We start from the raw sequence: 19,604 nt of genomic DNA, 5'->3' as shown, positions 1-19,604 counted from the left end.
CTGCGCGCGGCCGGTGCCGAGGCCGAGGGGCGGCTGGTCGAGGACCACCCGATGGACGCCCTGAAGGCCCTGGTCACCGAGGTCGACGCCGACGAGGTCATCGTCCTGACCGATCCGCACTACGTGGAGGAGTTCTTCCACCGCGACTGGGCCTCGCGGGCCCGGCACAAGGTCGGGGTGCCGGTCCTGAAACTCTTCTCCCACAGCAAGGCATAGGCTTGGGCGGCGCCCGCGCAAGCGGCGCGTGCACCGTCGTACCGCCCGTCGTCACACCTGGGGAGTAGAACGTATGGCACCCGGCCTTCCCACCGCCATGGAACGACCGCACTTCATCGGCATCGGCGGCGCCGGGATGTCGGGCATCGCGAAGATCCTCGCGCAGCGCGGTGCCGAGGTGGCCGGCAGCGACGCCAAGGAGTCGGCGACCGTCGAGGCGCTGCGCGCCCTGGGCGTCACCGTGCACATCGGGCACGCCGCCGGGCACCTCGCCGAGGACGCCAGCTGCGTCGTCGTCTCCTCCGCGATCCGCGAGGACAACCCGGAGCTGGCCCGCGCGGCCGAGCTGGGCATTCCGGTCGTCCACCGCTCCGACGCCCTGGCCGCCCTGATGGAGGGCCTGCGTCCGCTGGCCGTGGCCGGCACCCACGGCAAGACCACCACCACCTCCATGCTGGCGGTGTCCCTCACCGAGCTGGGCCTGAAGCCGTCGTACGCCATCGGCGGCGACCTGGACGCCCCCGGCTCCAACGCGCTGCACGGCGAGGGCGAGATCTTCGTCGCCGAGGCGGACGAGTCGGACCGCAGCTTCCACAAGTACGCGCCCGAGGTCGCCGTCGTCCTCAACGTCGAGCTCGACCACCACGCCAACTACGCCTCGATGGAGGAGATCCACGAGTCCTTCGAGACCTTCGCGGGCCGTATCGTCCCCGGCGGCACGCTGGTGATCTCCGCCGACCACGGGGGTGCGCGCGAACTCACCCGGCGTCTGGCCGGCTCCGTGCGCACGGTGACGTACGGCGAGTCCGAGGACGCCGACGTACGGATCCTGTCCATCGTGCCGCGGGGCCTGAAGAGCGAGGTCACCGTGGTGCTGGACGGCACCGAGCTGACCTTCGGGGTCTCCGTCCCCGGCCGCCACTACGCGCACAACGCCGTCGCCGCGCTGACCGCCGGCACCGCCCTCGGCATCCCGGCCGCCGAGCTCGCCCCCGCGCTCGCCGCGTACACCGGCGTCAAGCGGCGTCTGCAGCTCAAGGGCGAGGCCGCCGGTGTCCAGGTGATCGACTCCTACGCCCACCACCCCACCGAGATGACCGCCGACCTGGAGGCGATGCGCGGGGCCGCCGGCGACGCCCGGATCCTGGTCGTCTTCCAGCCGCACCTGTTCTCCCGCACCCAGGAGCTGGGCAAGGAGATGGGCCAGGCCCTCGCCCTGGCCGACGCCTCGGTCGTCCTGGACATCTACCCGGCCCGCGAGGACCCGGTCCCCGGCGTCACCAGCGAGCTGGTCGTCGAGGCGGCCCGGGCGGCGGGAGCCGACGTCACGGCCGTGCACGACAAGGCCGAGGTGCCGGACGTGATCGCGGGAATGGCGAAGGCCGGTGACCTCGTTCTCACCATGGGCGCGGGCGATGTCACCGACCTCGGGCCGCGCATTCTGGACCGTCTGTCGAAGTGAGGGGCTGAGGGCTCATGCCGTACGAGGTCGAGAAGCCGGACGAACAGTGGCGCGCGGAGCTGACCCCGGCCGAGTACGCGGTGCTCCGCCAGGGCGGTACGGAGCCCCCCTTCACCGGCGAGTACACCGACACCAGGACCAAGGGGGTGTACACCTGCCGGGCCTGCGGCGCCGAGCTGTTCACCTCCGACACCAAGTTCGAGTCCCACTGCGGCTGGCCGTCCTTCTACGACCCGAAGGACAGCGACGCCGTGGAACTCCTGGAGGACCGCTCCCACGGAATGGTGCGCACCGAGGTCCGGTGCGCCCGCTGCGGGTCGCACCTCGGGCATGTCTTCGAGGGCGAGGGCTACCCGACCCCGACCGACCAGCGGTACTGCATCAACTCCATCTCCCTGCGTCTGATCCCCGCCGAGGACTGACACAGGGACCGCCGGAGGGCCCCGGAAGGACCGGCAAGGGACCGGCGGGCGGCGGACGCGCGGCGGTGCCGGTGCACGAGCCGGATCCGGCGGTGCCCCGCGCCCGTGACGCGCGGGGCACCGGACGAGCAGCCCGCCGCGCCCGGGGGCGTCGTCCTGCCCGCCCTCGGGCGCGGTGGGTGTCCGGTGCGCCACTTTGAGATGCCCCCTTTTTTGGAGTTGTCCCCCTTGTGGGGGACAATAAGGACATAGGTGACATTGGTGTCGCCATGGGCACTCTCTGCTCTCTCGGTGAGGCGGGTGGAAGACATGAGCACGGCCTCCTCTGCCGTACTGATCGCGGCACCGGACTTCTGGGGAACCTTCGGAGCCTTCGTCGGCGGACTCGTGATCGCGGGAGCTCTGGTGGCGGCCGTCCTGGCCGGCATCAATGTGATGCGCCGGGAGTCGAGCCGGCCGACCGAGGCCGAGCAGCCGCACCTGCCGGTCACCGGGGCCGTCCGTGAGATCAGGGAGGTCCGGGAACCGGACGAGGTGCATCCCGAGGACGGGGTGCGGCTCATGCCGTACGAGCTGCACGCCAGCGGGACCCGGCGCAGTCATGAGCAGCACCGGCTCCGCTGGTCCCCCGGCAGCAGCGGATCCTTCGGCGGCGGTGGCGGCGGCCGGACCTGACCGCGTCCGCCGCCACGGGGACGGGCCCGTCCGGGCCCGTCCCCTTTGTCGTCCTGTCCTTGGGCTGCCGTCGTCCTGTCCTCGAGCTGCCGTCGGTTCGCCCTCGGGCGGCTGCCGGTTTTCCGCCGGTCCGCGGCGCGCGTTTCCGGCTCCTTCCAGCTCCTTCCGGCCTCCCGGGCCGCACCGGCCGCCGCGCCGGCCCTGTTCCGTGATCCACGCCGTGCCCCTCGTGCGGTGTCTTCGGCCCCGGATGCGGGAAGTGGATACCGAAGCCGTGCCGGTGCGGGAGGCGGCCTTCTTCCGCGCCGGCCCGCACGACCGTGACCGAGGGCGGCTGCCGCTGCCGGAACCGAAGGATGTTCGGCGCTGTGATACGGATGGAATCAGTCACCAAGCGGTACCCGGACGGCACGGTGGCGGTCGACCGGCTCTCGCTCGAGATCCCGGACCGTTCGATCACCGTTCTCGTCGGACCGTCGGGCTGCGGCAAGACCACCACCCTGCGGATGATCAACCGGATGGTGGAGCCCAGCGAGGGCCGCATCCTCCTGGACGGCGTCGACATCCGCAGACAGCCCGTCAACGCCCTGCGCCGGTCGATGGGGTACGTCATCCAGAACGCGGGGCTCTTCCCCCACCGCACCGTCGTCGACAACATCGCGACCGTGCCCCGCCTGCTCGGCTGGAGCAGGCGCAGAGCCCGGGCGCGGGCGGCCGAGCTGATGGAGCGCGTCGGACTCGACGCCTCGCTCGGCAGGCGGTACCCGTACCAGCTCTCCGGCGGCCAGCAGCAGCGCGTCGGGGTGGCGCGGGCACTCGCCGCGGACCCGCCGGTGCTGCTGATGGACGAGCCGTTCTCCGCCGTCGACCCGGTGGTGCGCAAAGGACTCCAGGACGAACTGCTCCGCATCCAGGACGAGCTGGGCAAGACGATCGTCTTCGTCACCCATGACATCGACGAGGCCGTCAGGCTCGGCACCAGGGTCGCGGTGCTGCGCGCCGGCGGCCGGCTCGCCCAGTGCGCCCCGCCCGCCGAGCTGCTGGCCGCCCCCGCCGACGCCTTCGTCGAGGACTTTCTCGGCGCCGACCGCGGCATCCGCCGGCTGTCCTTCCTCCCCTCCGGGGGACTGCCGTTGCAGAAGTCCCCGGTCGTGACCGTGGACTGCACCGCCGAGCAGATCGCCGCCCGTGCCGCCCCCGGCCTGCCCTACCTCCTCGTCACCGACCGCGACGGCAGGCCCCTCGGCTGGGGCGAGCCGGAGGCGCTCCTCGCCGGGCCCCCGGACCCGGCCCGGCTTCTGCCCCACGGACGGCCCTTCGAGTACGGCAGCGACTCCCTGCGCGCCGCCCTGGACGGCGCCGTGCTCTCGCCGACCGGCTGGGCGGTCGCCGTGGACGGCACCGGACGCGTGCTCGGCGTCGTCTCCCAGCAGACCATCGGCGAGGCCGTCCGCAGCGCCCACGCCGGGAGCCGCACCGCCGCCGGGAGCTGGGACCGGGTCGCCGGATGAACGGCTTCTTCGACATCCCGAGCGATCTCCAGCACAGCTGGTTCGGCCTGATCGGTCTGCATCTGCGCGAGGCCCTGCTGCCGGTCCTGGCCGGCCTCGTCGCCGCCCTGCCCCTCGCCCAGCTGTGCGTACGGTTCCGCTGGCTGTACCCGCCCGTGCTGAGCCTGACGACCGTGCTGTACGCCGTTCCGTCGCTGGCGTTCTTCGTCGTCCTCATCGACTACACCGGCCAGAGCGAGCTGACCGTGATGATCCCGCTCGCCGTCTACAGCCTGGTCGTCCTCGTCCCGGCCGTCGTCGACGGCGTCCGCTCGGTGCCGCCGGAGACGCTCGCCGCCGCCACCGCGATGGGCTTCGGCCCCGTACGGCGGTATGTGCAGGTGCAGTTGCCGATCGCGGTGCCCGCGATCATCGCGGGGCTGCGGGTGGCCACCGTCTCCAGCATCTCCCTCGTCAGCGTCGGCATGCTGATCGGCAACCAGGGCGCCCTCGGCAACCTGCTCCACGCCGCCACCGTCTACCACCGGCCCGAACTCGCGGTGAACTCCGTGGTCACCACGGCGGCCCTGGCCGTCCTCGCCGACGGCGCGCTGGTCCTTCTGCGCCTGCTGCTGACCCCCTGGATGCCGCGCGGCGCCCGGCGCCGGACGCCGAGGGCCGCCCGGCCCGACGCGACCGCACCCGCCCCGAAGGAGGCCGGCCGGTGAACGTGCTCCACTTCGTCGTCTCCTTCCTCGGCGACGGCGCCCACTGGCAGGGCTACGACGGCATCCCCACGCGCCTGGCCGAGCACATCCGGTACTCGCTGCTGGCGCTCGCCCTCGCCGCCGCCGTCGGACTGCCGGCCGGCCTGCTCACCGGGCACTACGGGCGCGGCGGCACCGCTCTCGCCCTGATCGCCACCGCCGGGCGGGCACTGCCCAGCTTCGGCCTGCTGGTGCTGATGTTCCTCCTGCTCGGCTTCGGCACGGTCCCCGTGATGATCCCGCTGGTCCTCCTCGCCGTCCCGCCGATCCTGGTGACGACGTACGAGGCGCTGCGCTCCGTCGACCCGCCCCTGGTGGACGCGGCCCGCGGCATGGGCATGGGGGAGGCCCGCATCCTCCTTCAGGTGGAACTGCCCGTCGCGCTCCCGCTGATCCTCGGCGGTCTGCGCTCGGCGGCCGTCCAGATCGTCTCCACGGCCACCATCGCCGCGTACGTCAGCCTCGGCGGTCTGGGGCGGTACATCGTCGACGGCCTCTACCAGCGCGACTACGAGAAGGTCGCGGGCGGGGCCGCCCTGGTCGCCGGGCTGGCGCTGGTGACGCTCGCGGTGTTCTGGGCGGTGGGCCGGGCCGTGGTGTCACCGGGGGTGCGGCGCGGTGGCTGACGGGAGGGCGGCCGGCGGCAGGGCGCGGACACGACGCCGCACCGCCCCGGGCGTGCGGGCCCGGCCGCCCACGGCCGAAGAGGTGTCAACCGGACATACGCCGGGGCGCGTTGAGGAACGATGCCCCTTGATCGACAGGAGGCCGCCGGATTGGATCGGCGAATGACTTCTCGTGCGCGGAGCACCCGGGCCGGCACACGGCACCTTGCCGCAGCCGTCGCCGCACTCGTCGCCGTCGCGGCGCTTCTCGCGGGGTGCGCGTCGCCCTCCGGAAAGGACCCGCTCTCGGAGGGCGGGACGGACGGCGGCACGGTCGTCGTCGGCTCCCACAACTTCGCCGAGAGCACCCTGCTCGCCTACCTCTACGGCGAGGCCCTGAAGGCCGAGGGCATCAAGGTCTCCTACCGGCCCAACATCGGCAGCCGCGAGACCACCTACGGCCTGATCAGGAACGGCACGGTCACCCTGCTGCCCGAGTACAACGGCGCGCTGCTGGCCTACCTCGACCCCGAGGCCGCCCCGAGAACGGTCGCCGCGACGACGGCCGCGATCAACGCCGCACTGGCCCCCGGACTGGCCCTGCTGGAGCCGGCGCCCGCGCAGAACAAGGACTCCGTCACCGTCAACCAGGAGACGGCGAGGAAGTACCGCCTCACCGAGGAGTCCTCCCTCGCGGACCTCAAGGACATCGCCGGGGACCTGGTCATCGGAGGCTCGCCGGAGTTCCAGACCCGCCGGCAGGGACTGAAGGGCCTGAAGGAGGTGTACGGGCTCGAGTTCAAGTCCTTCAAGGCGCTGGACGCGGGCGGCCCGCTGACCCGGGCGGCACTGAGGAAGAACATCGTGCAGGCCGCGGACGTCTTCACCACGGACCCGACCATCGCCGAGGAGAAGTTCGTCGTCCTGAAGGACCCCGAGAACCTCTTCGGGTTCCAGAACGTCCAGCCGCTGGTGCGCCGGGCCGCCCTGCCCCGCGAGGGCGTGGACGCGCTCAACGCCGTCTCCGCCAGGCTGGACACGGCCACCCTGCTGCGCCTGGACACCCAGGTGCAGGTGGAGAAGAAGGACCCGCTGGACGTCGCCAGGGCCTGGCTGAGGTCGGTCGGCCTCGGCTGACGCACCACGGGGCGGCGCGGACGGCACCGCGGGGGTGCCGTCCGCGCCGCAGGGGCCCCCGCCCGCTCAGCCGCGGGCCTCCTCCCGCGCGGCGGAGGTGATCAGATGGTCGAGGAGGACGATCAGCACGTCCCGGCAGGACTCGCGCTTGCGCGCATCGCACAGCACCACCGGGACGTCCTCCGCCAGCGCCAGGGCCTCCCGGATGTCCTCCACCGGGTAGGGGTGCTTCCCGTGGAAGCCGTTGACGGCGACCACGAAGGGGATGTGCCGGCGCTCGAAGAAGTCGATCGCGGCGAAGCTCACCTTCGGCCTGCGCACATCGACGAGGACCACGGCGCCCAGGGCGCCCAGGGCCAGGTCGTTCCACATGAACCAGAACCGCTGCTGCCCCGGCGTGCCGAAGAGGTACAGCACGAGGTCGTCGCTGATCGTGATGCGGCCGAAGTCCAGGGCGACCGTGGTGGTCTGCTTCTCCTCGATGCCGTCGAGGTCGTCGACGTCCAGACCCGCCGCGGTCAGATGCTCCTCCGTGCTCAGCGGCTCGATCTCGCTGACGGATCCGACCATCGTGGTCTTGCCGACGCCGAACCCGCCGGCGATCAGGATCTTGACCGTGTCGGGAGGCGCGGGTGCCCGTACGGCGGTGTCAGAGTCGGGCAAGACCGTCCCTCACTTTCTGCAGCAGTTCCATGTCCGGCGCACCGGACACCTCACGCGGCGGGTGCACGGTGATCCGGCCCGCCTCCAGCAGGTCGCAGAGCATGATGACGATCACGCTCACCGGAAGATCCAGATGAGCGGCGAGTTCCGCGACCGCGACCGGCCGAGCGCAGTGCCGCAGGATCCGCAGATGCTCCGGCTGCAGCCGTACGGCTGCGGGGGGAGGCGGATCCACCGCGGTCACCAGGGTGATGAGGGTGAAGTCGGCGCGGCTCGGCCGGGTCCGTCCCCCGGTCAGGGTGAAGGGCCGTACCAGACGGCCCGTCGGGTCGCCGCCGCTCACCTCACTCGCCGCTGCCCGCCGAGGCGGCACCGGTGCGCGGCGCCTGCTTGAGGTGCTCGCCGATCTTCTTCACCAGCATGTTCATCTGATAGGCCACCACACCGACGTCCGCGCCGGGGCCCGTCAGGACGACCAGATGGGCCCCGGGACCGGCCGAGGTGAGGATCAGGTAGCTGTTGGCCATCTCGATGAGGGCCTGCCGCACCGGGCCGCCACGGAAGTCCATGCTGACGCCCTTGCTGAGACTCATCAGACCGGAGGCGGTCGCCGCGAGACGTTCGGCGTCGTCGCGCGGGAAACCGGTGGACTTGCTGACCACCAGTCCGTCCTCGGAGAGCACGACGGCGTGGCTCACCTCGGCGACCCGGTCGACGAGTCCGGTCAGCAGCTGATCGAGCTGGGTGTGCGTGGCGGGGGCGGCGTGTGTCATGTCGGTGTCCTTCATCAGCGTTCGGTGGTGGTCATATCACGGCCGGGGGTGCGCTCGCGGCGGGAGGAGGGGTCCTCGTCCTCCGGCGGCGCGTCCTGCCGACCGTTCGGCACCGGTTCGTCCTCATCGCGGGCCCTGCGTGTGCCGCGCTGGAAGCCGGCCAGGGAGGAGGCGGCGCGTTCCGCGGTGAAGTCCTCGCCGTCGTCCGGGGAGTGCGCGTCGACCGGCGGCGGCTCCTCGCGGAGTTCGGCGGCCAGGCTGGTCTGCGGTATCCGGCGCGGCAGCGGTGCGAGCCCGTCGCTGCGGGGGATCTCGGCGACGGCGGTCCGCGCCGGGGAGGTCCGCGCCGGGGCGGCGTGCGGGCCGGTCCGCGGGGACGGCGCGGCCTTGGCGACGGCCCGGGAGCCGCCGGTGCCGGCTTCCTCGGCCGCCTCGGCGGTGCCGGCCGCGTCGTCGGTTCCGGCCCCCGGGGCCGCGGAGCCGGGGGGCTCCTGCACCACGATGTCGTGCGGGAGCAGCACGATGGCCGTGGTGCCGCCGTACGGCGAGGAGCGCAGCGTGACGGTGATGCCGTGCCGGTTGGCCAGCCGGGCGATCACGAACATGCCGAGCCGCAGGTCGTCCGCCAGCGCCACCACGTCGAACTTCGGGGGCACCGCCAAGTGCTCGTTGAGCGTGGCGTACTCCTCCTCGGACATGCCGAGGCCGCGGTCCTCGATCTCGATGGCCAGGCCCTTGGCCACCAGCGCCGTCCGCACCACCACGGGGGCGGGCGCGGGGGAGTAGACGGTCGCGTTGTCGATGAGCTCCGCCAGCAGATGGATCACGTCGGCCACCGCCGGCGGCGCGATGCTCACCTCCTCGTCGGCGTGCACCTCCACCCGCTGGTACTGGGCGACCTCGCCGATGGCGCTGCGCAGGATGTCGATCAGCGCGACCGGTTCGGCCCAGCTGCGCCGGGGCTGCTCGCCGCTGATGATGACGAGGTTCTCCTCGTAGCGGCGCAACTGGCTGGCGATGGAGTCCAGTTCGTACAGCCCCTGGAGAACGGCGGGGTTGGTGTGCTCGCGCTCCAGGGCGTCCAGCTTGCTCAGCTGGAGGTTGACCAGGTTCTGGCTCTGCCGGGCGATGCCCAGGATGACCTTCTGGAAGCCGCGCCTGGCGTCGGCGAGTTCGACCGCGGTGTTCACGGCCGTGCGCTGCGCGGTGTTGAACGCCCTGGCCACCTGGCCGAGTTCGTCGTGGCCGTAGTTCAGCGACGGGGCCGCGCGGTCCACGTCGACCTTCTCGCCCCGTTCGAGACGGGCGACCACGTCGGGCAGCCGCTCCTGGGCCAGGCTCAGGGTGGCCATCCGCAGGCCGTGCAGCCGCCGGGACAGCGACCGGGTGATCCGCCAGGACATCACGACGCACAGCAGCACGGCGGCCAGGCCCGCGGCGCTCAGCAGGGCGGACGTGATCAGCAGGCGGCGCGCCTGGCCGGCGCTGCGGTCCAGCAGGGCCTCCGTCTGCTCCTTGATCAACTGCTCGTACTGGACGCTCAGCCTGGCCAGCGCGGTGCGCCAGCGCTGCTGCTCGTCGGGCAGCCGGACCGTCCGGGTGTCGCCGGAACCGGCGGGCCGGGCGGCCAGGATCTGCTCCTCGAGGCGCTCGAGGGCCCGCCAGTCGCTGCTCTGCAGGATCTGCTCGGCCTGGGTCTTGGCGCTGCCGCGCAGGGACGGGACGATCTGGTCCTGGACCAGCCAGCGGCGTGTGTGGATCAGCTGGGAGATCTGCGTCCAGGCCTCGTGGTCGAGACGGCCGGTCGGCCAGGCCAGGATGAGCCGGGCGTCCTGCTGGGAGACCAGCTCCGCCGCGTGCTCGATCGCGACGAGCGGTCCGGCCTGCGAGGTCAGGTCGCCGTCGTCGACCTCGGAGAGCTCCCGGAAGGTGTGGATCTGGGCGTCGATGATCGAGGTGTACTGGTCCAGCGCCTGCTCGGGGGTGATGTCGGTGGGGTGGTCGACCTGGCCCCGGTAGTACTCCAGACTGCCCGCCGACGCCACGACCGAGTACAACCGGTCCCTGACCCGGGACGGCGCCTTGCGGATCGCCTCCGTCTGGCCGACCAGCTCGGCGACCGCCGCGTCCGTCCGCTTGCGGGCCGCGTACAGTTCGGCCCGGCCGCGCCCCGTGGCCAGCCACAGGGCCGACAGCCTGCGCTCGCGCTGCAACGCCAGCGTCGCCTCGGTGCCCATGGCACCGGTGGATCTGCTCAGCTGCGTCTGCGACCGGAGGCGAAGGCCCTCGGAGAACATCTGTGTCGTCGTCACACCCCACATGGCGGCGAGGGTGACGCTGGGGACCAGCGCGAGCAGGATCAGGGAAAGGCGTATGGAGCCGATACGGCGTCGTATACCTGTCCGTGGAGGCATCGTCGTCCTAGGCGTTCGGCGGAAGGCGGGAAGCAGGGACGGGGGCGGCCAGGGGAAGGGCCGGCGGGCGCGCGGTGCGTGCGTCAACGGGTGCCGTTGGCGGCGTACTTCGCCACCGCGGCCACGTTCTTCCCGGTCACGAAGGCCGGGCCGGTGAGCACCGGGGCCACGCCGCCGCCGCTGACGTTGCCGTTGGTGCGGTGCAGCCACAGCGCGTCCACGGCCAGATACCCCTGCAGATAGGGCTGTTGGTCCACGGCGAACTGGACCTTCCCCTGGCGGATCGCGGCGACGAGGTCCTTGTTGAGGTCGAAGGTGGCGACATGGACCGTGCCGCGTGTCTGCTTCACCGCCTTCACCGCCGCGAGCGCGTACTGCGCGCCCAGCGTGACGACCTGGTCGATGCTCGGGTCCTGGCGCAGGCTCGCGGCGATGGAGTCGGTCACGGCGTCCATGTCGGTGCCGTCCGCGTACAGCATCTGGGTCCGGCCGGTGAACGTCTTCTTCAGGCCGGCGCAGCGCGCCTCCAGGCCGACGTTGCCCCGCTCGTGGATGACGCACAGCGTGTGCTTGGCCTTGAGGCCGTTCAGCCGCTCGCCGACGGCACGGCCGGCGAGGCCGTCGTCCTGGCCGAAGTACGCCAGGGCCCCCGTCGCCTTCCAGGCGTCGATGCCGGAGTTGAGACTGACCACCGGTATGCCGGCGGCCTTGGCCTCGGCGATCGGGCCCTTCATCGCCTCCGGCTTGGCCAGGGTCACGGCGATCCCGTCGGTCTTGTCGCGGATGGCCTCCCGCACCAGTTTCGCCTGCCCCGCGGGGTCGGAGTCGCTCGCGTACGTCAGGTCGATGCCGTCCTTGGCCGCCGCGGCCTGGGCTCCCTTCTGCACCAGGTCCCAGTAGACGTCGCCCGGCGCCCCATGGGTGACCAGGGCGACCTTCATGCGTGCGCCGCCCTTGCCGCCGGAGTCGTCCCCGTCGGAGCCGGAGCAGCCGGTGAGGAGCAGGCAGAGGACGGCGACGATCGCTGCGGCCGTGCCGCGCACGGTTCTGGGGGAGGCGTCAGGCGGGGGAGGAGTGTTCATGAGGGGTGACACCTCGCTGTACAGCCGAGCTTGGGATCCACGCGAGCAAGGGTGGGCCCGGCGGACGCAGGCCCTCCGGGTGACTCTCGCTGAGCCGGAGCCAACCTTGTGTGACCGCAGGTAGTCAAGTGATTGGATCCCGTGGCCGGTTCTCGGTGCCGCATCGTGATCTTTCTTGCCGTCCACGGCAGTTGCGCGGTATTGCGCCGGCACCCGCGGGGCACGCCCCTGGTGTCGTCATGTGGCGAACATCACCCCCGGAACCGCTCGACACGGCGAGACGCCATCGGGGCCTTTCGCCCGGGCCGGCAGGGCCCGGACGAAAGGCCCCGGACTCCGTCGGCTCAGAGGTCGAACTCGTGCGGCGGCAGGCCCAGGGCGAAGCAGGCCTCACGGACCACGGCCTGCTCGGTCATGTCGAAGTGGCCGTCGGCGCCGCCGATGACGATGCCGATCTGGATCACGGCACGGGCCTCGGCGGGCTTCTTCTTCGCCTTGGCGATCTCCTGCAGCACGCTCACCTTGCCGAAGTCGAAGTCGGTGAGGAGCTTGGAGAGGTTCTCCTCGAAGCGCCGGCGCAGATCGTCCGCCGGGAAGTTCTGCAGGACCTCGTTGGTGGCGATCAGCTGGGCGACGCGCTGCCGCTCCGAGGGGTCGACGGTGCCGTCGGCGGCGGCCACCAGCGCGCACATCGCCATGCTCGCGTCCCGGAAGGCGCCGCTCTTCAGCTCGTTCTTCTTCGCCATGAGCTGGTTCTGCATCTGCGCCGCGGATTCCTTGATGCGGTCCCACAGAGCCATGTGTTCTCCAGGTGTCGAAGTCGGTCGGACACGATCCGGGACCGGGGGCCGGCCCAGATCTACAACAATGTAGAAACTGACGGGGCCTCGGATAAGTTCCGGTGGGTTTCGGCCGCATGCGACTGCCTGGATCCGCACCTGGAACGGCGTCCGGGCAGGCGTCGGCCGCCGGGCCGGTGCCGACCGCCCGGGCCGGTGCGACGCGCGGGACCGCACGGGAGAGCGGGGGCCGGGGGAAGCGGAGGGCCGGGAGACGAAGAAAAGGCCGCCACCGTGCGGTGGCGGCCTTCGGCGGCCTCAGCGGGCCGTTCGTCCGCGCCGTTTTCTGCGGGCACGCCGTGGCTCCTGGTCCGGGAGCCAGCCGAAGATCAGGCAGCTGCCGGTCGCTCCGAGGAGGAGGCCGACGAAGAAGCCGCCGAGGTTGGAGGTGAGCCAGGTGCCCAGGGACAGCAGGATGCCGGTCCAGGAGTAGAAGAGGCGCTGGGCCGGATTGAAGAGGGTCAGCAGCCCGCACAGCACCATCAGCGAGGGCAGCAGATAGCCGGCCAGCCCCTGCATCCCGAGGTGCAGCACGACCTTCAGCGACGCCTTCTCGGTCAGCAGGATCTCCGCTCCGCCCAGGGTGAGCAGCACTCCGCCCCAGAACGGCCGGTTGGACCGCCAGCGGCGGAAGGCGGCCCGCGGCCCCGGCCGTGCCGCGGCCGGAGCCGTCCTCGCCGCTACGGACATCTCGTGCGTCATTGGTTCAGCAACCCGACTCGCTGAAGCGGAGCTTGAGGCCCGGCAGCTTGAACACGCCCGCCGTCGTGGCGTAGTTGGTCTGCCGCAGGTTGGTGATCCGTACCGTGTCCGCCTGCTGGCTGAACACGCCCGCCGGGCCCTGGACGCCCGCCTTGGTCAGGGTGCTCGCGTCGTTGCCGATCTCGATGTTCTTGAACGAGGCGTTGCCCGACAGCTCGGTGGAGTCGGTCGTCAGGTCGGTGGCGGTCACCTTGTCCGCACCGCTGCCCGCGGTGATCAGCAGATTGGTGGCGCCGAGGTCGACGCTCTGGCACAGCTTGGTCAGGGTCGCGCTCTTGATCGCGGAGGTGACCACCAGCACCTGTCCGCCGGTGTCCCCGGCGTTGGGGCTGTCCTCGATCATGTTGTCCAGGGAGCCGAACTGTGCGAAGCCGGTGCCGTTCAGCTCGGTCGCGGTGACCGTGAACGGCATTCCGGAGATGGCGAACTGCACGCCGAGCGCACCCTGTGCGGTGAGGACCGCCATCCCGGCGAGGGCCAGGGTCGCCGGCACCGCCATGACCGCGGCGCGGCGCAGCCGGACCCGGCCGCGTCTGTCCGTGCCGGCGGAATCGCTTTCCGCGTGCTCGGAGAGGGTGTCGTCGGACGGAGGGAGGTTCGAGGACGAGGCCATGTCTGCTCCTGGGGGCATGGTCATGCTGATTCGGAGTGCAGCGGCCCGTTGTCCTGGCGCGGACAGCGGCAGCCACGCCCACCGGGACATCTCCCGGCGGGCGCAAGGGCTTTCTCGTTACGCGGCAGTAACGAACGATGAAGTTACCGATGGTTACACCCGGGGGTCAAGACAGGTGTGAAAGAAAGGTGGCCATGGTGTGCCGCCTTGGTCCCGAATCCCGGTTTCCGGCCCAACTTACGTGAAAAACCTTGACGTTGACGGATCGTCGGTTCTACAACTCTGGCTGACTCCCCCGGATCCGTGGCGCCGGATCCGTCGCGCGGCACCGTCGCGCTTCTTCCCGAGGCACACCGGGTTTCCGTTCGTTCCCCTGCTCTTCCCCGGTGCTTCATCGCTTCTCGCTCGTTCTTTCCCGCTCTTCTCCGAGCTTTCGCTTTCTTCGTTCGCGGCGTCATCACCTCATTCGATCCCCACTCAGAAACGAGGTCACCGCATGCGCAAGCGTTCCTTCCTCACCCTCGCCGCCGCTGCCGCCGCCCTGACGCTTCCGGCGGTCGCCCCCGCCTCCGCGGCCAGCGGCGCGGTGCTCACCACCGGCGGCGTCGGCGGCACCCCGGTCGCGGTCGGCGAGGTCCTGACCGCCCAGCTGGCGAGCGGCACCGCCGCCACGTTCTACTCCAGCGCGACCGGAACCAGCGGTGTCTCCTGCACCGCGTCGACCTTCACCGCCACCGTCACCGACAACCCGGCCGCCCCCGGCACGGCGACGGAGTCGGTGACCGCGCACACTTTCGACAGCAGCAGTTGCAGCAGCAGTGTCGTCGGTGTGCTCGGCATCAACGCCATCACGATCGACAACCTGCCGTACACCGCCACCGTGGACTCCGCCGGCACCCTCACCGTGACTCCCCCCGCCGGCTCGTCCATCCAGACCACGGTCAGTCTGCGCACCCTGCTGGGCACCGTCACCTGTGTCTACAGGGCGAGCTCCCTGACCGGAAAGGCCGACAACACCGACAACAGCATCGCCTTCACCAACCAGCAGTTCACCAAGGTGTCCGGCTCGTCGCTGTGCTTCAACAACGGCTACTTCACCGCCAAGTACGCCCCGGTCACCGCCTCCGGATCCCCCGTCTACGTCAACTGACCTGCTTCTCGGCGCCGTCCGGCACCGGCATGGACACGGATCCGGACGGCGCCCCCCGAGGGACACCGGCACCGCGCGGCGCCGCCCGGCGGCAGCGGCGCGCGGCGTCCTCGGTCCCGCCGGACGGGCCGCGGCCCGTCCGGCGGGACCGGAAAGGCGTTCTTCGGCCGGTGCGGGAGCGACGGACCGGAAAGGCGGACGGGGCGACGGGGCCGCCGCGCGGGATCAAGACGCTTGTGACAAAGTGTTGTTGAAGATCCAAGTGGTCCCCAGGAGGCGGATGGACGCCGCAGGGCCGTGGGTTATCGTGTACGCGAGTGGGAACAAACGGCATGCCCCGTTCGTCACGGCCCCGGGAGTGTCCTGTCGATGCCGAGGCAGTTACGCGCCGAGCAGACTCGCGCGACGATCATCAGAGCCGCCGCCGAGCTGTTCGACCAGAAGGGTTATGAGCGCACCAGCCTCAGCGACATCGTCGCGCATGCGAAGGTCACCAAGGGCGCCCTGTACTTCCACTTCGCGGCCAAGGAGGACCTGGCCCAGGCCATCATGGAGCTGCAGTCCCAGGCCGCCCACCAGGTGACCAGCGACGTGGACGAGCGCGGCTGCTCCTCGCTGGAGGCCCTGATCCGCATCACCTACGCGCTCACCCGGCTCGCCGTGGAGGGCCCGATCATCCGGGCCGGCCTGCGGCTCGCCACCGGAGGCGTGCAGGTGCGCCCGCCGCTGCGGCACCCCTTCACCGAGTGGCTGGAGATCATCACCCGCAAACTCCTCGGCGCCGCACGGGAGTACGACATACAGCCGGACGTCGACGTCCACGCCGTCGCGCACTCCATGGTCTGCTTCTTCGTCGGCACCCGGGTCGCCGGCCGGTCCCTGGAACCCCTGGCACGGCTGCCCCGCAGGACGACCGAGATGTGGCACCTGCTGATCCGCGGCCTGGTGCCGGTGCACCGGCGCCCCCGCTATCTGAGCCTCGCCACACGGCTGGAGCGGGAGATCGCCGTCGTGTGACCCGCACGGTACGGTGAGGCGCATGTCCGCGACCCCCTCCGCGCCCGTGCTCCGCGCCGACGAGCCCGGCTCCTTCCCGCACAGCGTGCTGGCCGAGCGGCACCCGGCCGTCATCCGGCAGGTGCGGGAGGCCTTCCCCTACGGCCCCGCCCAGCGCCGCGCCCTCGACGCGCTGCTGGACAGCTGCACGAAGGGCGTGATCGAGGACCTTCCCGCCGACGCGCCCGACCGGGACCGCTGGCACGCCTGGGGACTCGAGCAGTACACGGGCCGGTCCTGGTTCGAGGTGCCGTGGCTGTGGTCCGAGAGCTACTTCTACCGCCGCCTCCTGGAGGCCGTCGGCTACTTCGCCCCCGGCCCCTGGCAGGGCATCGACCCCTTCCGTCCGTCCAAGCTCGCCGAACTCGACTCCCCGGAGACGGACGAGGAACTGGCGGCACTGGACGCGCTGGAGAACGAGCCGGCACCGGAGCGTGCCGCGGCCCTGCTGCACGGCTCGCTCTGGGGCAACCGCGCCGACCTGGGCTTCCGGCTCTCGGCGCAGAGCACCCCGGGGCAGAGCACCCCGGCGCAGGGGACCGCCCGGCCCGCCCCCGGTCTGGTCGCCGACGACAGCGCGGCGTTCTGGTCGCTGCTGCCGCCCTCCTCCCAGGCCGGCACGCTCTGCCTGGTCGCCGACAACGCGGGCCGCGAACTCGTCCCCGACCTCCTCCTGATCGCCCACCTCCTCGCCCACGGCCGCGTCGAACGGGCGGTCGTGCACGTCAAGCCGTACCCGTACTACGTCTCCGACGCCACCACCGCCGACGTCGTCGACGCCGTGCGCCGGCTGGCCGGCGCCCCCGGAGCAGCCGCCGGATACGGACGCCGCCTGTGGACGGCGATGACCGACGGCCGGCTCGAGATCCGGACCCACCCCTTCTTCTGCGCCCCGCTGCCGTACGCCGCGATGCCCGACGACCTGCGCGAGGAGTTCGCCGCGGCCGCACTGACCGTGCTCAAGGGCGACCTGAACTACCGGCGTCTGGTCGGCGACCGGCTGTGGCCCCCGACCACGCCGTTCGCGGACGTCACCGCCCACTTCCCCGGCCCCGTCGCCGCCCTGCGCACCCTGAAGTCCGACGTGATCACCGGCCTGGACGCGACCGTGCGGGCCGCGCTGGACGCCACCGGCGACGGACGCTGGCGCACCAGCGGCACCCATGCGCTGATCCAGGTCAGAACCTGAGAACAGCCCTTGTCGCCCACCGGTTCACGACCGGTTCACGCGAAGGTGTGATCGGGGCCGGGCCCGTGGATGCCGCCGGGACGTCACGGGTAGGGCCCGGCCATGACGCAGCAGCCCTTCGAACTCCCGCACTTCTACATGCCGTATCCCGCGCGGCTCAATCCGCACGTCGACGAGGCCCGTGCCCACTCGAGGCAGTGGGCGCGCGAGATGGGGATGCTGGAGGGCTCCGGCATCTGGGAGCAGGCCGACCTCGACGCGCACGACTACGGACTGCTCTGCGCCTACACCCACCCCGACTGCGACGGCCCCGCCCTGTCCCTCATCACCGACTGGTACGTGTGGGTCTTCTTCTTCGACGACCACTTCCTGGAGACCTTCAAACGCGGCCAGGACCGCACCGGGGGCAAGGAGCACCTGGACCGGCTTCCCCTGTTCATGCCGCTGGACCTTGCCACGCCCGTGCCCGAGCCGCAGAACCCGGTCGAGGCCGGACTCGCCGACCTGTGGGCCCGTACGGTGCCGTCGATGTCGGCCGGCTGGCGCCGGCGGTTCGCGGTGGCCACCGAGCACCTGCTGAACGAGTCCCTGTGGGAGCTGTCCAACATCAACGAGGGGCGGATCGCCAATCCCGTCGAGTACATCGAGATGCGCCGCAAGGTCGGCGGCGCGCCCTGGTCGGCCGGGCTCGTGGAGTACGCGACCGCCGAAGTGCCCGCCTCCGTCGCCGGCTCCCGGCCGCTCAGGGTGCTGATGGAGACCTTCTCCGACGCCGTGCACCTGCGCAACGACCTGTTCTCCTACCAGCGGGAGGTCGAGGACGAAGGGGAGCTCAGCAACGGCGTCCTGGTCCTGGAGCACTTCTTCGGCTGCACCACCCAGGAGGCCGCCGAACTCGTCAACGACGTCCTGACCTCCCGGCTGCACCAGTTCGAGCACACCGCGCTCACCGAAGTGCCCGCACTGGCCGCGGAGAAGGGCCTCATCCCGGACGAGGTCGCGGCGGTGGCGGCCTACACCAAGGGGCTGCAGGACTGGCAGTCCGGCGGCCACGAGTGGCACATGCGCTCCAGCCGGTACATGAACGAGCGGGCCCGCTCCACCGCCCCCTGGCAGCGCCCCTCCGGCTCCGGCACCTCCGCGGCCGACGTGAGCACGCTGCTTGCGGCGGCCGGCGCCACGGCGACGTCCGCCGTACCGCTCAGGCAGGAGCGCAGGAGGCTGCGCGCCCACACGCACGTGCCCTTCCAGAAGGTCGGCCCCTCCCGCATCCCCGACCTGTACATGCCCTACTCCCTCCAGCTCAGCCCGCACCTGGACCGGGCCCGCCGCACCCTGGCCGAGTGGTGCCGGCGCATGGGCATCCTCGCGGAGGGCGTGTGGGACGAGGACAAGCTCGCCGCCTGCGACCTCGCGCTGTGCTCGGCGGGCCTCGACCCCGACGCCACCCCCGAGGCCCTCGACCTGAGCGCGCAGTGGCTCGCCTTCGGCACCTACGGCGACGACTACTACCCCCTGGTCTACGGCCACCGCCGCGACCTGGCCGCCGCGAAGGCGACCACGGCCCGGCTGTCGGCCTGCATGCCCGTCGAGGGGGAGACACCGCCCGTCCCCGTGAACGCCATGGAGCGCGCCCTGACCGACCTGTGGGCGCGCACCACCGCCGGGATGACCCCCGACCAGCGGCGCACCCTCAAACAGGCGGTCGACACGATGACCGAGAGCTGGGTGTGGGAGCTGTCCAACCAGATCCAGAACCGCATCCCCGACCCGGTCGACTACCTGGAGATGCGGCGCGCCACCTTCGGCTCCGGCCTCACCCTGAGCCTGTGCCGGATGGGCCACGGCCCGGCCATCCCGCCCGAGGTCCACCGCAGCGGCCCGGTCCGCTCCCTGGAGAACGCGGCCACCGACTACGCCTGCCTGCTCAACGACGTCTTCTCGTACCAGAAGGAGATCGAGTACGAGGGCGAGATCCACAACGCGATCCTCGTCGTCCAGCACTTCCTCGGCATCGACTACCCGGCCGCACTCGACGTCGTCCACGACCTGATGACCCGGCGCATGCGCCAGTTCGAGCATGTGGTGGAGCACGAACTCCCCGTCCTCTGCGAGGACTTCGCCCTGTCCGAGGAGGCCCGCACAACCCTGCGGGACTATGTCGCCGACCTGCAGAACTGGATGGCCGGCATCCTCAACTGGCACCGGCGGGCCGACCGTTACAAGGACGAGTGGCTGCGGACCCGGACCCATGCCTTCCTCCCGGACCGCCCCCCGGCCCCCGTCCTC

Annotated in this window: 19 protein-coding genes and 1 pseudogene; 12 read left to right on the top strand and 8 right to left on the bottom strand. The window is 71.5% G+C overall.

Features of this window, described 5'->3' with window-relative positions:
- The 8 genes and pseudogenes from CCN35_RS01825 to CCN35_RS01790 form a co-directional block, all read left to right on the top strand.
- Positions 1-216: pseudogene (locus tag CCN35_RS01825) on the top strand (indole-3-glycerol phosphate synthase); the annotation flags it as partial.
- Between the two features lie 73 nt (positions 217-289).
- Positions 290-1,678 carry a UDP-N-acetylmuramate--L-alanine ligase gene (gene murC / locus CCN35_RS01820; protein WP_086791328.1) on the top strand — a complete coding sequence of 463 codons (1,389 nt, stop codon included), beginning with the start codon at positions 290-292 and terminating at the stop codon, positions 1,676-1,678.
- A gap of 14 nt (positions 1,679-1,692) precedes the next feature.
- Positions 1,693-2,100: a peptide-methionine (R)-S-oxide reductase MsrB gene (gene msrB, locus CCN35_RS01815; protein ID WP_067396613.1), complete on the top strand. Its 408-nt coding sequence runs from the start codon at positions 1,693-1,695 to the stop codon at positions 2,098-2,100.
- A 309-nt stretch (positions 2,101-2,409) separates the two neighbouring features.
- The gene (locus CCN35_RS01810) at positions 2,410-2,775 is read left to right on the top strand and encodes a DUF6479 family protein (protein WP_067396615.1); all 366 of its coding nucleotides are present in this window, start codon (positions 2,410-2,412) and stop codon (positions 2,773-2,775) included.
- Between the two features lie 368 nt (positions 2,776-3,143).
- Complete coding sequence (locus CCN35_RS01805; protein ID WP_086791329.1) at positions 3,144-4,286, top strand: ABC transporter ATP-binding protein; 1,143 nt, start codon at positions 3,144-3,146, stop codon at positions 4,284-4,286.
- On the top strand, positions 4,283-4,993 hold the full coding sequence (locus CCN35_RS01800) for an ABC transporter permease (RefSeq protein ID WP_067396617.1): 711 nt from the start codon (positions 4,283-4,285) through the stop codon (positions 4,991-4,993). The genes CCN35_RS01805 and CCN35_RS01800 overlap by 4 nt, the downstream gene beginning before the upstream one ends.
- A complete protein-coding gene (locus CCN35_RS01795; protein ID WP_086791326.1) occupies positions 4,990-5,658 on the top strand; it encodes an ABC transporter permease in 669 nt (222 codons plus the stop codon). Before CCN35_RS01800 ends, CCN35_RS01795 begins: the two co-directional genes overlap by 4 nt.
- A gap of 162 nt (positions 5,659-5,820) precedes the next feature.
- A complete protein-coding gene (locus CCN35_RS01790; protein ID WP_086791325.1) occupies positions 5,821-6,774 on the top strand; it encodes an ABC transporter substrate-binding protein in 954 nt (317 codons plus the stop codon).
- Positions 6,775-6,840: 66 nt separating this feature from the next.
- On the opposite strand, the gene CCN35_RS01785 is transcribed toward CCN35_RS01790, so the two are convergent.
- The 8 genes from CCN35_RS01785 to CCN35_RS01750 all read right to left on the bottom strand — a co-directional run bounded on the left by CCN35_RS01785 (position 6,841) and on the right by CCN35_RS01750 (position 13,920).
- Positions 6,841-7,437, bottom strand: a complete 597-nt coding sequence (locus CCN35_RS01785) for a GTP-binding protein (protein WP_067396624.1) — start codon at positions 7,435-7,437, stop codon at positions 6,841-6,843.
- Complete coding sequence (locus CCN35_RS01780) at positions 7,424-7,780, bottom strand: DUF742 domain-containing protein (RefSeq protein WP_067396626.1); 357 nt, start codon at positions 7,778-7,780, stop codon at positions 7,424-7,426. Before CCN35_RS01780 ends, CCN35_RS01785 begins: the two co-directional genes overlap by 14 nt.
- A 1-nt stretch (position 7,781) precedes the next feature.
- Positions 7,782-8,210, bottom strand: a complete 429-nt coding sequence (locus CCN35_RS01775) for a roadblock/LC7 domain-containing protein (protein ID WP_067396688.1) — start codon at positions 8,208-8,210, stop codon at positions 7,782-7,784.
- A 14-nt stretch (positions 8,211-8,224) separates the two neighbouring features.
- Positions 8,225-10,624 carry a sensor histidine kinase gene (locus tag CCN35_RS01770; protein ID WP_086791324.1) on the bottom strand — a complete coding sequence of 800 codons (2,400 nt, stop codon included), beginning with the start codon at positions 10,622-10,624 and terminating at the stop codon, positions 8,225-8,227.
- 83 nt (positions 10,625-10,707) lie between these two features.
- Positions 10,708-11,706 (bottom strand): substrate-binding domain-containing protein, encoded by a 999-nt coding sequence (locus CCN35_RS01765; RefSeq protein ID WP_086791323.1) that lies wholly within the window; start codon positions 11,704-11,706, stop codon positions 10,708-10,710.
- Positions 11,707-12,050: 344 nt separating this feature from the next.
- On the bottom strand, positions 12,051-12,506 hold the full coding sequence (locus tag CCN35_RS01760; RefSeq protein ID WP_067396631.1) for a tellurite resistance TerB family protein: 456 nt from the start codon (positions 12,504-12,506) through the stop codon (positions 12,051-12,053).
- A gap of 297 nt (positions 12,507-12,803) precedes the next feature.
- Positions 12,804-13,235 carry a DUF6114 domain-containing protein gene (locus tag CCN35_RS01755; protein WP_067396691.1) on the bottom strand — a complete coding sequence of 144 codons (432 nt, stop codon included), beginning with the start codon at positions 13,233-13,235 and terminating at the stop codon, positions 12,804-12,806.
- Between the two features lie 16 nt (positions 13,236-13,251).
- Positions 13,252-13,920 (bottom strand): DUF6230 family protein, encoded by a 669-nt coding sequence (locus tag CCN35_RS01750; RefSeq protein WP_067396633.1) that lies wholly within the window; start codon positions 13,918-13,920, stop codon positions 13,252-13,254.
- 496 nt (positions 13,921-14,416) lie between these two features.
- Here CCN35_RS01750 and CCN35_RS01745 point away from each other — a divergent pair, with 496 nt between their 5' ends.
- The 4 genes from CCN35_RS01745 to CCN35_RS01730 all read left to right on the top strand — a co-directional run.
- Complete coding sequence (locus CCN35_RS01745) at positions 14,417-15,070, top strand: Tat pathway signal sequence domain protein (RefSeq protein WP_067396635.1); 654 nt, start codon at positions 14,417-14,419, stop codon at positions 15,068-15,070.
- 369 nt (positions 15,071-15,439) lie between these two features.
- The gene (locus CCN35_RS01740; RefSeq protein ID WP_086791321.1) at positions 15,440-16,087 is read left to right on the top strand and encodes a ScbR family autoregulator-binding transcription factor; all 648 of its coding nucleotides are present in this window, start codon (positions 15,440-15,442) and stop codon (positions 16,085-16,087) included.
- Between the two features lie 22 nt (positions 16,088-16,109).
- The gene (locus tag CCN35_RS01735; protein ID WP_086791320.1) at positions 16,110-17,315 is read left to right on the top strand and encodes a damage-control phosphatase ARMT1 family protein; all 1,206 of its coding nucleotides are present in this window, start codon (positions 16,110-16,112) and stop codon (positions 17,313-17,315) included.
- A 102-nt stretch (positions 17,316-17,417) separates the two neighbouring features.
- On the top strand, positions 17,418-19,604 hold a 2,187-nt coding region (locus tag CCN35_RS01730), incomplete at its 3' end, for a terpene synthase family protein (protein WP_107501022.1).

Source organism: Streptomyces thermovulgaris (assembly GCF_002155915.1).
GTDB lineage: Bacteria > Actinomycetota > Actinomycetes > Streptomycetales > Streptomycetaceae > Streptomyces > Streptomyces thermovulgaris.
This window is presented reverse-complemented; position numbering and strand designations above follow the sequence as displayed.